This window comes from Arthrobacter sp. ISL-95, from assembly GCF_018613695.1.
GTDB lineage: Bacteria > Actinomycetota > Actinomycetes > Actinomycetales > Micrococcaceae > Arthrobacter.
In genome coordinates this window covers 113,230-127,051 of record NZ_JAGGPR010000013.1, presented here as the reverse complement: position 1 = coordinate 127,051, position 13,822 = coordinate 113,230, and the positions used below count along the sequence as shown (strand labels likewise).

General features: G+C 63.7%; 11 protein-coding genes. 1 reads left to right on the top strand and 10 read right to left on the bottom strand.

Annotated features, from left to right (window positions below; all coding sequences use genetic code 11):
* Positions 1-542: 542 nt before the first annotated feature.
* The 3 genes from tyrS to J7I86_RS17350 form a co-directional block, all read right to left on the bottom strand.
* Positions 543-1,853 carry a tyrosine--tRNA ligase gene (tyrS, locus tag J7I86_RS17360; RefSeq protein ID WP_214821779.1) on the bottom strand — a complete coding sequence of 437 codons (1,311 nt, stop codon included), beginning with the start codon at positions 1,851-1,853 and terminating at the stop codon, positions 543-545.
* 37 nt (positions 1,854-1,890) lie between these two features.
* Positions 1,891-4,119 carry an ATP-binding domain-containing protein gene (locus tag J7I86_RS17355; protein WP_214821778.1) on the bottom strand — a complete coding sequence of 743 codons (2,229 nt, stop codon included), beginning with the start codon at positions 4,117-4,119 and terminating at the stop codon, positions 1,891-1,893.
* 77 nt (positions 4,120-4,196) lie between these two features.
* Positions 4,197-4,853, bottom strand: coding sequence for a DNA-3-methyladenine glycosylase (locus tag J7I86_RS17350; RefSeq protein ID WP_214821795.1), 657 nt, complete (start codon positions 4,851-4,853; stop codon positions 4,197-4,199).
* A gap of 95 nt (positions 4,854-4,948) precedes the next feature.
* Between J7I86_RS17350 and J7I86_RS17345 the strand changes: the two genes are divergently transcribed.
* On the top strand, positions 4,949-6,454 hold the full coding sequence (locus tag J7I86_RS17345; RefSeq protein ID WP_214821777.1) for an AlkA N-terminal domain-containing protein: 1,506 nt from the start codon (positions 4,949-4,951) through the stop codon (positions 6,452-6,454).
* Positions 6,455-6,547: 93 nt separating this feature from the next.
* Here the strand turns inward: J7I86_RS17345 and J7I86_RS17340 are convergent, their stop codons facing one another.
* The 7 genes from J7I86_RS17340 to argB form a co-directional block, all read right to left on the bottom strand.
* Complete coding sequence (locus tag J7I86_RS17340) at positions 6,548-7,285, bottom strand: maleylpyruvate isomerase family mycothiol-dependent enzyme (protein WP_214821776.1); 738 nt, start codon at positions 7,283-7,285, stop codon at positions 6,548-6,550.
* A 76-nt stretch (positions 7,286-7,361) separates the two neighbouring features.
* Positions 7,362-8,777 (bottom strand): argininosuccinate lyase, encoded by a 1,416-nt coding sequence (gene argH / locus J7I86_RS17335; RefSeq protein ID WP_214821775.1) that lies wholly within the window; start codon positions 8,775-8,777, stop codon positions 7,362-7,364.
* On the bottom strand, positions 8,777-9,982 hold the full coding sequence (locus J7I86_RS17330) for an argininosuccinate synthase (RefSeq protein ID WP_214821774.1): 1,206 nt from the start codon (positions 9,980-9,982) through the stop codon (positions 8,777-8,779). Before J7I86_RS17330 ends, argH begins: the two co-directional genes overlap by 1 nt.
* A 71-nt stretch (positions 9,983-10,053) precedes the next feature.
* Positions 10,054-10,590 carry an arginine repressor gene (locus J7I86_RS17325; protein ID WP_214821773.1) on the bottom strand — a complete coding sequence of 179 codons (537 nt, stop codon included), beginning with the start codon at positions 10,588-10,590 and terminating at the stop codon, positions 10,054-10,056.
* Positions 10,590-11,597: an ornithine carbamoyltransferase gene (gene argF / locus J7I86_RS17320; protein WP_214821772.1), complete on the bottom strand. Its 1,008-nt coding sequence runs from the start codon at positions 11,595-11,597 to the stop codon at positions 10,590-10,592. Before argF ends, J7I86_RS17325 begins: the two co-directional genes overlap by 1 nt.
* Complete coding sequence (locus J7I86_RS17315) at positions 11,594-12,865, bottom strand: acetylornithine transaminase (RefSeq protein WP_286179949.1); 1,272 nt, start codon at positions 12,863-12,865, stop codon at positions 11,594-11,596. Before J7I86_RS17315 ends, argF begins: the two co-directional genes overlap by 4 nt.
* The gene (argB, locus tag J7I86_RS17310; protein WP_214821771.1) at positions 12,862-13,821 is read right to left on the bottom strand and encodes an acetylglutamate kinase; all 960 of its coding nucleotides are present in this window, start codon (positions 13,819-13,821) and stop codon (positions 12,862-12,864) included. Before argB ends, J7I86_RS17315 begins: the two co-directional genes overlap by 4 nt.
* Between the last annotated feature and the right edge of the window lies 1 nt (position 13,822).

The window sequence follows — 13,822 nt, the reverse complement described above, 5'->3', positions numbered from 1 at the left end:
ACTTTTCCGCATCAGCGGCGGCGACTCGAATAACTTTACACGCGCCCAACCCCCACACCAAATCCACCCCAACACCACCCAAAACCCCCGCAAACACAACGAAAACAACACCACAACACCCCCAAACCACCCCAAAACACCAACAACAACTTTCGGTGAAGCCCGTCACACAACCCAACCACCAGAACCCGGCCGCCAAACACAACAACCAACCACCGCCGTCGAACCCTCAAACCAACAACACTCCCCCACAAAAGTGAAAGAGCGACGAGCCCAAACCCGAGGGACCTGAGAGAGCGATGAGCCCAAACCCGAGAGACCTGAGAGACCGTGCGGCACTAACGGGAAGGCGGGGGCCACCCGGCAGCGCGCGTCCAAGCAACGAAGGAGCGAGCGCGCCGAGGATGACCCCCGCCACCCAACCGGCCGGCAGCACCCCAGACCCAGAACCAGGCCCAGAACCAGAAAGCACGCTAAAGCACAGAAAGGACCGGCAACCTTAGCGGTTGCCGGCCCCTTCAGAACGGGATCGAAAAAAGGACCTAGGCTGACACCTCAATGGTGGCCAGGTTCTTCTTACCGCGGCGAAGGAGCAAGTATCGGCCGTGAAGCAGTTCGTCGCGGGCAATAACGGCGTCGGGATCGGACACCTTGGTGTTGTTCACGTATGCACCGCCTTCACCAACTGTGCGACGAGCTGCCGACTTGCTATCAGAGAGCCCCGAAGCGACCAGGAGGTCAATGATGCCGAGGCCGTCGGCACCAATGGTGGCGGAGGGAAGTTCGGCAGTGGCTGCTTCCAGGGTGCGCTCATCCAGTACTGTGAGGTCGCCGTTGCCGAAAAGCGCAGCCGAAGCGGCGATGACTTTCTCGGTAGCGTCGACGCCGTGCACCAGGGAGGTCACCTCGAATGCGAGCTTCTTCTGGCCTTCACGGGCAAACGGACGCTCTTCCACGGCCTGGCCAAGTGCTTCGATTTCGGCACGGGACAGGAAGGTGAACACCTTGAGTCGATCAACCACATCAGCATCGGCAGTGTTAAGCCAGAACTGGTAGAACGTGTACGGGCTGCACATGTCCGGGTCCAGCCAGATGGCGTTGCCTTCGCTCTTGCCGAACTTGGTTCCGTCGGAGTTGGTGATGAGCGGCGTACCCAGGGCGTGCACGCTCTTGCCTTCCACCTTGCGGATAAGTTCGGTTCCGCTGGTGAGGTTGCCCCACTGGTCCGAGCCACCGGTCTGCAGGGCACAACCGTAGTCGCGGAAGAGCTGGAGGTAGTCCATCCCCTGCAGGATCTGGTAGCTGAACTCTGTGTAACTAATGCCTTCGTCAGAGTTCAGGCGCGAGGCCACGGCATCCTTGCGGAGCATGGTGCCAACGCGGAAGTGCTTACCGATTTCGCGGAGGAAATCGATCGCGCTCAGCGGGGCGGTCCAATCGAGGTTGTTGACCATGCGGGCAGGGTTTTCGCCATCGAAACTGAGGAAGCGGCGCACCTGGCCCTGAAGGTAGCCAACCCATTCCGCGACGGTGTCCTTAGTGTTCAAGGTACGTTCCGCCGTCGGGCGCGGGTCACCGATGAGGCCGGTGGAGCCGCCCACCAAGCCAAGCGGCTTGTGCCCGGCAAGCTGCAGGCGACGCATCACCAGCAGCTGCACCAGGTTGCCCAGGTGCAGCGATGGCGCGGTGGGATCGAAGCCACAGTAATAGGTGATCGGGTCCCCGGCGAGCAGTTTTTCCAGTTCAGTTTCATCAGTGGAAACGTGGACCAGGCCGCGCCATTTGAGCTCCTGCCAGACGTTGGCAAAGGCGGGATCGTTGTGCTGGGACTCGAGGTTGTTTACGTGTGACACGAGATCTAAGTTAGCAGGATTGCAGGGTCTCTTTTTCCTAGCGCTCAATGCCGGCGGGTACCGGTGCGGCTGCAATGAGGCGCAGACGCTGCGTGGCACGGGTCATGGCGACGTAGAGGTCGCCCACCTTACCGTGCTCGTGGTTCAACATGGCGGCCGGCTCCAGGACCACAACGCCGTCGAACTCCAGGCCCTTGGCTTCCTTGGGACTAATCACCACGATGTCTTGCTGGTAGCTGCCGGCGCCGCTGCCAATGCGTCGCCCGTAAACCTCGCGCAGCGCTGCGGTTGCCTGCGGCAGCAACGGTCCGTCGGCGATCACAGCCAGCAGGCCGCCGTCGATCGCTTCCACTTCCTCCGGCAGGACTTCAACCAAGCGCTTCACGATGCCATCGGTCTCCACGTGGTCCACGATGGGCGACCATTTGCCTTCGCGGACAGCCTTGGGGGCAGAGACAACCAGGCCTGCGCGGTTGGCCATGCGGACTGCAGCTTCGGCTATCTGCGAGGGTGTGCGGTAGTTGACGGTGAGTTCTTCCAGGGTCCAGCGGTCACCGAACGACGGCGCCAGCGCGCTTTGCCACGAATTGGCACCTGCTGCTGCACTCGTTTGGGCGATGTCGCCCACAATGGTGAAAGACTTCAGCGGGCAGCGCCGCACCAGGAGCCGCCACTGCATGGGCGAGAGTTCCTGTGCCTCGTCAACCACGATGTGGCCGAAGGCCCAGGACCGATCGCTTGTGGCGCGTTCGGCAGCGGTCAGCCGCCCTTCGCGCTCCTGGTTCTGTTCGGCAAGTTCTTCAGCCGTGACGAGGACGTCCACGCCCATCGCCTCCATGTTGGCGAGGGTCTGCTTGGCGTTGGCGAGGTCACGGGCACGGTCGGCTTCCTGCTGGGCCAATCCCCTGCCTGCGGCCGGATCCAACTCACCCAGCAACTCGGCGGCCTCGTCCAGCAGTGGAACATCCGCTTCCGTCCACGGCGCATCCACCGGACGCTGCAGCAGCGCGCGCTGTTCCGGCGTCAGGTGCGGGGTGCAGGCTTCGAGGATGGCCGGCTTGCTGAAGAGCTCGGAGATGAGCTTCTCAGGTGTCATCGGCATCCAGCAGAGGTTCAGCGCGATGCGCACGTCGCGGGCGGACCGAACGTCTTCGGCCAAATAGGCGCGATCGGCGTTGTTGCCGATGTTGCCCTCCTCCACAAGGTCCGTCAGCTGTTCGGTGAGCTCGCGCAGGAGGATCTTGACGAACGTGAGCCGCGCTTCGTTGTGGGGCTTTCCTGTGGCGCGGGCCTTTTCCCGGGCACGGCGTACCTGGCGGACTGTCAGTGTCAGCTTCCGCGAATCAACTTCGAGGATGCGGTCCTCCGCAGGTGTCCGCTGCCGATTGGCCACGGCATTGGCCACCACAGTTGCCATGTCCAGCTTGCCCTTGAGGGCGGCAACATCGGCATCTTCCTCGGGGATGGCGTTGATGCCAGGCATAAGGCGGCCGAGGCTGGCCATGACTACACCGGTCTCACCGAGGGACGGCAGCACGCGCTCAATGTAGTGCATGAAGGACGACGACGGGCCAACGAGCAAAACACCGGCGCTCTTGAGCCGCTCGCGGTGCGTATACAACAGATAGGCGGCACGGTGCAGGGCCACGGCGGTTTTGCCCGTTCCGGGACCGCCTTGGACCACCAACGCGCCCGAAATGGAGGAACGGATGATCCGGTCCTGTTCGGACTGGATGGTGCCCACGATGTCCGACATGCGGCCGGTGCGCTTGGAATTGAGCGCCGCCAGTAACGCGCCTTCGCCCTGGAGCGAGTCGTTGTCAGCCAGCATCCCGGCGTCCAGGACGTCGTCTTCAATCGCCTTCACATCGCGCCCCTGAAGAATCAGATGGCGACGACGGCGGACGCCTTGGCGGTCGAACGCGGTGGCTTGGTAGAAGTGGCCGGCCTCAGGGGCGCGCCAGTCCACCATAAGACGCTGCAAATCGGAGGTGGAAAGCCCGATTCGGCCAATGTATTGGGCTTCTCCGGAGTCAAGATCAAGGCGGCCGAAGACCAGGCGGTCGTCGACGGCGTCGAGCTGGGCCAGGCGGTCTTCGTACAGGGCCGCGAAGGCGTCCCGCTCCGAGACGTTCTGCATGGTTCCCACCGCGCCGGCCTTGCGCACCTGCGCCAGCTGGGCGCGCTTTTCAGCGCGCAGCTCATCGAGCCGGGCGTACAGCCCGGCAACATATTCCTGCTCGTGGACCAAATCAGCGTCGTGCATCGAACCGTAACCCCTATCGCAAAAGACAGACCGTCCATTCTACAGCGATTTTGGTAAACGTGGGGGGTCGATGAACGTCACCCGGCAGTGTTACGGATCCGGGGCTTGGCTGCCTTGTACTTGGACACCGTTGGATCGTCTTCAATCCAGAACCGCCACGGGTACTCAGTGCTTCCACCCGGGCCCGCTACGCCCACCCGCGGTCCGCTGGCGACGGCAGCTGCGGGCGTCGACGGCAAGCTCAAGCTGAACGGTGCGGCGAGGGCGTCACGGCCAGTATCCGCCGTCGTGAGTCCCAGTGCGGAAGCGAGCCGTGCAGGTCCGCTCGCCAAGTCCTTATGTGCCTTGGATGCCGGCCTGCGAAGGGCAGCCAGCCCCTCCCCTTCTACAATTTCGCCGGCGCGGAGGAGCAATGCCGACGGTGAGCCGTCGGGACCGCAGACGATGTTGGCGCAGTAGTGCATGCCGTAGGTGAAGTAGACGTACAGGAACCCGGGCGGGCCGAACATGGGCGCATTCCGGGCGGTAGGACCGCCGAAGGTGTGAGAACCGGGGTCCGGGTGTTCCGAATCGCGCGGACCCATATAGGCCTCAACTTCGGTGAGCATGACCGAGACCGGACCGGACTCCGAGTGATGGGTCAGGACCGCACCGAGTATTTGCGGAGCGATGACACGGGGATCGCCCGCGAGGAATTTGCGCACCTCGGCCGGGTTGCTGATGTCGTTGTCCATGGACGAACTCATGACCAGACCCTAGCAAGAAACGAGCTAACGGCAATGTCCGATTTCCGCTAGCACGGGCTGTAGACGGCTGGCAGGATGAAGCCATGGACTTCTGGCAGCGCTACCGGGCAATAGACGCCCGTGACACCCGGTTTGACGGTCAATTCTTCACTGCCGTCAGCTCCACCGGCATCTACTGCCGGCCGTCGTGCCCGGCCCGCACGCCCAAGGCAGTGAACGTCACCTTCTACGAAACTTCCGCAGCCGCTCACCAAGCCGGATATCGCGCCTGCAAGCGATGCGTGCCCGAGGCTGTCCCGGGAACGCCCGCGTGGAACATCCGGTCCGACGTCGCCGGTCGCGCCATGAGGCTTATCAACGACGGCGTGATCACCCGCGAGGGCGTTGACGGCCTCGCGCACCGCCTGGGTTACTCCGCGCGTCAACTCAACCGCATCCTCAGCAACGAACTCGGGGCGGGACCACTCTCGCTGGCACGGGCCAGCAGGGCACAAACCGCCCGAACCTTGCTGGTCTCCACCGACATGCTGCTGGCCGACGTTGCCTTCGCATCCGGATTTAACAGCGTGCGGCAGTTCAACGACACCATCGGCGAGGTCTTCGCGATGACGCCGACGGCGGTGCGTGACACCGGGGTGAAGTCCGACAATCGCCGAGCTACCGGGGCCGCTGGGCAGGCCCCGGCGGCGCTGACACTGAACCTGCCCTACAGGGAACCTTTCGATCCAGGCATCTTCGACTTCCTGGCAGTTCGAGCGGTGCCGGGTATAGAGGCTGCGAGCACCTCGACGGACGGAGCCGATGCCTACGGGAGCAGGACCTACGCCCGCACCCTGCGCCTGCCGCAGGGCAGTGCAGCGTTCTCTGTCTCCTACAATCCCTCAGCCGCCGGCAAACCGTTGCAACTCACTGCCACCGCCGTGGACCTCCACGACCTCCCGGCACTGTTGAGCCGGGTCCGGAGATTGTTCGACTTGGACGCGGATCCCCAGGCAGTTGATCACGGGCTGGCAAGCGACCCTAGGCTAACGGCCAGCGTCGGAGCGATCCCGGGGATACGGGTGCCTGGGGCTGTGGATCCCCACGAACTGCTCATCCGGGCCATGATCGGACAGCAAATCACCGTAGCTGCTGCCCGGACGGCACTCACTCAATTATCCGCGGCCGGCTCCCGTTTGGATGGCGCCATCACCGGCTTGGAGAGACTTTTTCCGACGGCGGCCGAACTCGCCGAACACGGCCGGGAGCTCCTCCGTGGACCACAGCGCCGGATCGACTCCATCGTGGCTGCGGCCGAAGCCATGGCCAGCGGAACACTGGACTTCGGCTACGGCGACGACCTCTCAGGCCTTGAGCGGAAGCTGCTCCCCCTGCCGGGCGTGGGTCCATGGACTGTTGGCTACGTGGCGATGCGCGTCCTCGGCGCGCCTGATGTTTTCCTGGCCAATGATGCGGCGGTCCGGAACGGCTTGAAGGCCCTGCCCACGGGCAAGGGGCTCAGCGCCGATTTCAGGGAGGTCAGCCCGTGGCGTTCGTATGCCACCATGCACTTGTGGCGGGCGGCCGCAGTGAAGCCCAAGGGCAAATAGCTCCCTGAAAGTGAGAGAGCGTTCGGCTCAAACACGAGGGACGTGAGAGAGCGACCGCCGCAAACACGAGGGACGTGAGAGAGCGAGCATGTGTTAGCGGGGCGCAGGCTTCGCGGCTGGCCAAGGCAGCAGCTCCGGCAGGTCCACTCCATCAGCGGCTGCAGTCGCTCTGAGGCTTCCAAGGCTTGGCTCGCGGCCTGCAAGCCAAGCGGCGATGTCGGTCAGCATGCCGGTGATGGCTATGGACGTGCCACCCTTGCCGACGCTCAGTTGCGGTAGGCCAGTGGGTTGCAGAACAAATTTGTAGGAATCCGGGACACGCGCGGCAAGGAACCCGATGAGGTGCTCGCAGAAGGGGCGGCTCCACGTTTCCGGTCCGAACCCCAAACCCAAGTCCGAGGCATGAATGGTCAGTTCGCGCCACAGCGCCAGTCCGCCGTCGAACACTGTGCCGTCGCGGTAGGCGATGCGCGCCTGCCAATCGTCCGGTCCCAAGGCATCGAACGCCGCGACCGCCGCACCCACGGTGGTGGTGACGGATTCCGTATGCCGGGCGAGGCTGTGGCCGGCCGCCAGTTCTATAGCCTTAGTGCGGCCGTCCATGCCGCCGTCGTAAAGTTCCACGGTCTCGCCACGGCGCGCGTACTCAAGTTGCCGGGCCATCGCCTTGGAAATTCCTGCAAGGTGGGCAAGGACGTGGCCCCGGGTCCACCCTGGAAGTTCCGACGGTTCAGCGACGGATGAGTCGTCCAGTTTGGCGAGGAGGCGGATGACGGTGTCGGCGGCTTTGTGAAGCTCTGCGGGCAACGTCTCAGGGGTGATCTGAGTCATAGCGCCATGCTAGCTCAACCGCTTAAATACCCGCGGGATGACACCGAAGTGCCATCCCGCGGGAGACGCAAACCAGCTAGCCTGCGTAAGACCGCACTGCGTCCAGTTCCGCCGCGAGGGCAGCCAGTTGGCGTTCGACGGCGGCTGGTGCCGTTCCGCCCTGCGAGTTCCGACTGTTGAGCGAACCTTCGGTGCTGAGGACGCTGCGGACCTCGGGAGTCAGGTGCTCCGAGATTGCTGCGTATTCCTCATCCGTCAGGTCCCACAACTCCACACCCCTGCTTTCGGCCTGCTTGACAGCAGCACCGGAGAGCTCATGGGCCTCCCGGAAAGGAACGCCTTGCCGGACAAGCCATTCGGCAATGTCCGTGGCCAACGCAAAGCCCTGGGGAGCCAGGGACTCCATGCGCTCGGTGTTGAACTTCAGCGTGGCGATCATCCCGGACACCGCCGGAAGCAACAGCTCCAAGGTGTCCGCGGCGTCGAATACCGGTTCCTTGTCTTCCTGCAGATCGCGGTTGTACGCAAGCGGCAAGCCCTTAAGCGTCGCAAGCAGCCCGGTCAGGTTGCCGATCAGGCGACCGGCCTTGCCCCGGGCGAGTTCGGCAACGTCCGGGTTCTTCTTTTGCGGCATGATCGAGGACCCCGTGGAGTACGAATCATGCAGGGTGACGAAGGAGAACTCCTTCGTGGCCCAGAAGATGACTTCCTCGGAGATCCTGGACAGGTCCACGCCAATCATGGAACACACCCAGGCGAACTCGGCGAAGACATCGCGGGAGGCGGTGCCGTCGATCGAGTTGTGGACGGCGGAGAAGAAGCCCAGATCAGCGGCAACAGCCTCAGGGTCCAGGCCCAGAGACGAACCAGCCAACGCACCGGAACCATACGGCGAAACACCGGCGCGCTTGTCCCAGTCCTGGAGACGCTGCACGTCGCGAAGCAGAGCCCAGGCATGCGCCAGAAGGTGGTGGCTCAGCAACACCGGCTGAGCGTGCTGCAAGTGGGTCCGGCCAGGCATGGCAACGCCGTGGTGGGTTTTGGCCTGTTCAACGAGGGCGTCGATGGTAGCAAGGACGCCGCTGGCGACGATCCGTGCGTGGTCACGCAGGAACATGCGGCCAAGGGTGGCCACCTGATCGTTGCGGGAACGGCCCGCACGCAGCTTGCCACCGAGCTGGGTTCCGGCGCGCTCGATCAAGCCACGTTCCAAGGAACCGTGCACGTCCTCGTCGCTCTCAGCCGGCAGGTAGGCGCCACTCGCGACGTCCTCGTCCAACCGGGTGAGGGCGGCGAGCATGCCTTCAAGCTCGGAGTCATCCAGCAAACCGGCCTTGGCCAGCACGCGGGCGTGGGCCTTGGAACCGGCGATGTCGTAGCGGGCAAGCCGCCAGTCAAAATGCGTGGACTTGCTCAGTGCGGCCAGCGCATCCGCGGGGCCGCCGGCGAACCGGCCGCCCCACAGTGCGCCTTCGTTCGTTGCCGACGTCATTACTCGCCTGCGACGCGCAGGTCGCGGCCGGAGGCAACCTTGGAGGACATACCCCACAGCTCGATGAAGCCACGTGCCATGGACTGGTCGAAGGTGTCACCGGTGTCGTAGGTGGCGAGGTCGAAGTCGTACAGGGAGGTCTCGGAGCGACGACCGTTGACGATTGCCTGGCCGCCGTGGAGGACCATGCGGATGTCACCGGAAACGTACTGCTGCGTGTCCTCGATGAAAGCGTCCAAGGAGCGCTTCAGCGGGGAGAACCACTGTCCGTCGTAAACCAGTTCGGCCCAGCGCTGGCCAACGGTGGCCTTGAAGCGGGCCTGCTCGCGCTCGATGGTGATGTCCTCGAGGTGCTTGTGCGCGGTGATCAGTGCCATGGCACCCGGGGCTTCGTAGATTTCCCGGGACTTGATGCCAACAAGGCGGTCCTCGACGACGTCGATCCGGCCAACGCCCTGCGCGCCTGCACGGCGGTTCAGTTCCTGGATGGCCTGCAGCGGGGTGACCTTAATGCCGTCGATTGCTACCGGCACGCCGGCCTGGAAGGAAATGGTGACCTCATCCGGTGCCGGCGGGAATTCCGGTGTGGCGGTGTAGTCGTAGATGTCCTTGGTGGGAGCGTTCCAGATGTCCTCGAGGTAACCTGTCTCGACGGCGCGTCCCCAGACGTTCTGGTCGATCGAGTACGGGTTCTTCTTGGTGGTCTCGATCGGCAGTCCCTTTTCCTCGGCGAAGGCGATGGCCTTGTCGCGTGTCAGGGCGAGGTCGCGAACAGGTGCAATGCACTTCAGGTCCGGGCCGAGGGTCTGGATGCCGACTTCAAAACGGACCTGGTCGTTGCCCTTGCCGGTGCAGCCGTGGGCAACCGTGGTGGCGCCGAATTCGCGGGCAGCCTTCACAAGGTGCTTCACGATGACCGGGCGGGAAATGGCTGAAACCAGCGGGTAGTGGCCCTGGTAGAGGGCGTTGGCCTTCAAGGTGGGCATGGCGTACTCGTTGGCGAACTCGTCGCGGGCGTCTGCCACGTAAGCTTCGACGGCTCCGCAACCAAGTGCGCGCTGGCGGATGGTCTCCAGGGACTCGCCGCCCTGTCCGACGTCAACGGCCACGGCGATGACCTCGGCGCCGGTGGCTTCACCGATCCAGCCGATGGCTACGGAAGTATCGAGGCCACCGGAGTAGGCCAGAACAATGCGCTCAGTCACGAGAGTGCTCCTTTGTTGTTGCTTGGTTCATTTGAATCAATGCTGTGTGAATCAATGCTGAAAAAGATCAATTAGCTGCCAGGCCCGGCTTCTTCGGCCATGCGCAGGAAACGCGCCGCCAGTTCGGCCCCGCCATCAGGGTCCCGTGCGACCAGCAGCAAAGTGTCGTCGCCTGCGATCGTACCCAATACTGACGGCATCACCGAGTGATCAACCGCCAGGGCCAGGAAGTTGGCCGCTCCGGGCGGCGTGCGGAGCACCGCGATGTTGCCCGAGGCCTCGGCTGTGACCAGGAGTTCCCCGCAAAGCCGCGTCAGCCGTGCATCCAGGATTTCCTGGGTCACGCCGCTCTTGGCGTTGCGGTCGCCGCCCTCCCCGGGGACAGCGTAAACGAGGGCGCCCTCTTTGCCCCGGACCCTGACGGCACCCAGTTCCACGAGGTCGCGGGACAGGGTGGCCTGGGTGACTTGAACGCCGTCGTCCGCCAACAGAGCTGCAAGCTCTGCTTGGGAACGCACAGACTCACCCGTCAGGATCGCAGTGATGCGCGCCTGGCGGGCAGTCTTGGTGGCCGGGCTGGCGCCCGGCACGGACGGAGTGGTGGACACTAGAACGTGCTCTCCCCGGTGCCTTCTACAGGCGAGAGGCCTTCAACAAAAGCAAGTCCGGAGCGGTGCATCAGCCAGGCCATCAGCGCCTTTTGGGCGTGCAGACGATTTTCCGCTTCGTCCCAGACGATCGACTGCGGCCCGTCGATGACACCGGCCGAAATTTCGTAGCCGCGGTATGCAGGGAGGCAGTGAAGCACGACGGCGTCCGGAGCGGCTTGCGCAATGGCGGCCTCATCCACGGAGTAATCGTGGAAGAGCTGCAGCCGGGCTTCCTTCTCGGCTTCCTGTCCCATGGAAACCCAAGTGTCTGTTGCCACGACGTCCGCACCCTTGAGGGCTTCTGCGGCGTCGCTGGTGATCAGCACGGAACCGCCGGTCTCAGCAGCGCGTTCTTCCGCCGCAGCCACGATTTCCGGCGCCGGCAGGTAGCCCTCTGGGCCCGAGATGCGAACATGCATTCCGGCCGTGACGCCCGCCAGCAGGTAGGAGTTCGCCATATTATTCGCGGCATCACCCAAGTACGCCATACTCAATCCGGCGAGCTGCCCCTTGTGCTCCTTGACTGCCAGGAGGTCGGCCAGCAGTTGGCAGGGGTGGTAGTCATCGCACAAGGCATTGATAACGGGGACCTTGGAGTTCTCCGCCATGGCCACCAAACCGGAGTGGGCACCGGTCCTCCACACGATAGTGGAGACCATGCGCTCCAGGACCTTCGCCGTGTCTTCCACGGATTCCTTGTGGCCAATCTGCGCTTCACCCGGGTTAATGATCAGTGCATTGCCACCCATATCCGCAATGCCCGTGGCAAACGAAACACGCGTGCGGGTAGAGGTCTTGTCAAAGATCACGGCCACCGTTTTACGGCCATTGCCCTCCGCTGCGAAGGGCTGCACGCTGTACGGCGCGGCCTTCATCCGGACGGCAAGTTCCAGGACCTCAGCCTGCTCAGCAGGACTCAGGTCCGTGTCCTTCAGGAAGTGACGGGTGGTGGTGGAAGAAGTCACTGTGCGTCCTTAGCAGTGTTGGCTGTAGCCGTGGCGATCAAAGTGGGAAGAGCGTCCAGGAAGCGATCCGCTTGATCGATGGTCAGGATCAGCGGAGGTGCGAGGCGGATGGTCCGCGGGCCCGGGCTGTTGATGATGAAGCCGGCATCCAAGGCCGCGGACACCATTGCGGGGGCGATGTCGGCCTTCACATCGAAGCCGATCAGCAATCCCTCGCCGCGGACTTCGGTGACAGCTTCCAACCCGGCAAGCCCTTCGCGCAGGTGGGCTCCAACAGTCAGCACGTTCTGCAACACACCCTGGCTTTCGATCGCGTGCAGGGTTGCCAGTGCTGCGGCCGTAGCCACAGGGTTTCCACCGAAAGTAGTGCCGTGCTGCCCTGCGGTGAGCAGGGCCGACGTCGTACTTCCGAAGGTGACGAGCGCACCCACCGGGAAACCACCGCCAAGGCCCTTGGCGAGAGTGACGGCATCGGGAACAATTCCGGCGTCTTCGCTGGCGAGCCATTTCCCGGTTCGGCCGATGCCGGTCTGGACTTCATCAAGGATCAAAAGTGCGCCCGCTGCGGTGGTAGCTTCACGGGCTGCCCGCAGGTATTCGGCGCTGAGCGGCCGGACGCCCGCTTCGCCCTGGATGGGTTCCAGGAAGACCGCCGCCGTGGAATCGTCGACGGCGGCACGCAGGGCTTCGATGTCACCGAACGGTATGTGGACCACACCACCGGGCAGTGGTTCGAACGGCGCACGGTAAGCCTCTTTGGCCGTGAGCGCGAGGGCGCCCATGGTGCGGCCGTGGAATGCACCTTCCAGCGCGATGATCTTGGTGCGGTTCCCCCCAGAATTCCGACGGGCCAGCTTGAACGCAGCCTCGTTGGCCTCCGTGCCGGAGTTGGCAAAGAAGACCTTGGAACCGGCAGGGGCATGGGTGAGGTCCAGGAGCTTCTCGGCCAGTGCGATCTGCGTAGGGCTGGTGAAGAAGTTCGAGACATGCCCGAGCGTGGCCAACTGGCTGGAAATCACCGAGGTGACAAAGGGGTTCGCGTGGCCTAGCGCGTTCACTGCAATGCCGCCCAGGAGGTCCAGGTATTCCTTGCCGTCGGCGTCCCATACGAGGCAACCAGCGCCGCGAACCAAAACGCGCTGGGGCGTGCCGAAGACACCCATCAGCGAGGACGAGTAGCGGGCGAGCCAGTCGGCGCCATTACTAACCCCGGTTATGACGGAAGCTTTGGCGTCCGATCCGGCGATGGGGCCAACACTTTCGCTCATGCGTTCACTTCCTCGTCGGGAACTACCTGGGTGCCAATGCCGGCAGTGGTGAAGGTTTCCAACAGCATGGAGTGTGGCAGACGGCCGTCCACGATGTGTGCGCGCTCCACTCCTTCGTCGATGGCTTTCAGGCATGCGGCCATCTTGGGGATCATCCCTGATTCAAGTTTGGGCAGCATTGCGCGGAGTTCAGATGCCGTCAGGGAAGAGATCAGCGAGGATTTGTCCGGCCAGTTGGCGTACAGTCCCTCGACGTCGGTGAGGATGACGAGCTTGGTGGCCCCCAGGGCTGACGCGACGGCGGCAGCTGCGGTATCGGCGTTGACGTTGAGGACTTGGCCCGTGGTGGGACCGGAACCGTTGCCGTCGTCGAGAATTTCAGGAGCGACCGTTGAGATCACCGGGATGCGGCCGGCGTCGAGAATGTCCGTGATACCGGCGGGATTCACGCCTACCACTTCGCCCACCAAGCCCAGATCCACCTCTTCGCCATCAACAACGGTGCCCGTGCGGACAGCGCGCAGCAGGCCGCCATCCTCGCCTGACATGCCCACGGCATAGGGTCCGTGGGAGTTGATGAGGCCCACAAGCTCACGCCCCACCTGGCCGGTGAGGACCATGCGGACCACGTCCATGGCTTCAGGGGTGGTGACGCGCAGGCCGCCCTTGAACTCCGACTCGATGCCGAGGCGGCCGAGCATGGAGTTGATCTGGGGGCCGCCACCGTGGACCACTACGGGGTGGATGCCCACGTGGTGGAGGAACACGATGTCCTCCGCGAAGGCCCGGCGCAAGTCGTCGTTGACCATGGCGTTGCCGCCGTACTTGATCACCATGGTGGTGCCGGCAAAACGCTGGATCCACGGCAGGGCTTCAATCAGGGTGCCGGCCTTATCCTGGGCTGTTTTGGCCGAGACGTGGCTCGTTGACGTGGTTTCGCGGGTGTGCGCAGTCATT

Excerpts from the sequence above, each read along its gene's own strand:
- J7I86_RS17355 (WP_214821778.1), bottom strand. The coding sequence starts at position 4,119 with ATGCACGACGCTGATTTGGTCCACGAGCAGGAATATGTTGCCGGGCTG.
- J7I86_RS17350 (WP_214821795.1), bottom strand. The coding sequence starts at position 4,853 with ATGGACAACGACATCAGCAACCCGGCCGAGGTGCGCAAATTCCTCGCG.
- J7I86_RS17345 (WP_214821777.1), top strand. The coding sequence starts at position 4,949 with ATGGACTTCTGGCAGCGCTACCGGGCAATAGACGCCCGTGACACCCGG.
- J7I86_RS17340 (WP_214821776.1), bottom strand. The coding sequence starts at position 7,285 with ATGACTCAGATCACCCCTGAGACGTTGCCCGCAGAGCTTCACAAAGCC.
- argH (WP_214821775.1), bottom strand. The coding sequence starts at position 8,777 with ATGACGTCGGCAACGAACGAAGGCGCACTGTGGGGCGGCCGGTTCGCC.
- J7I86_RS17315 (WP_286179949.1), bottom strand. The coding sequence starts at position 12,865 with ATGAGCGAAAGTGTTGGCCCCATCGCCGGATCGGACGCCAAAGCTTCC.
- argB (WP_214821771.1), bottom strand. The coding sequence starts at position 13,821 with ATGACTGCGCACACCCGCGAAACCACGTCAACGAGCCACGTCTCGGCC.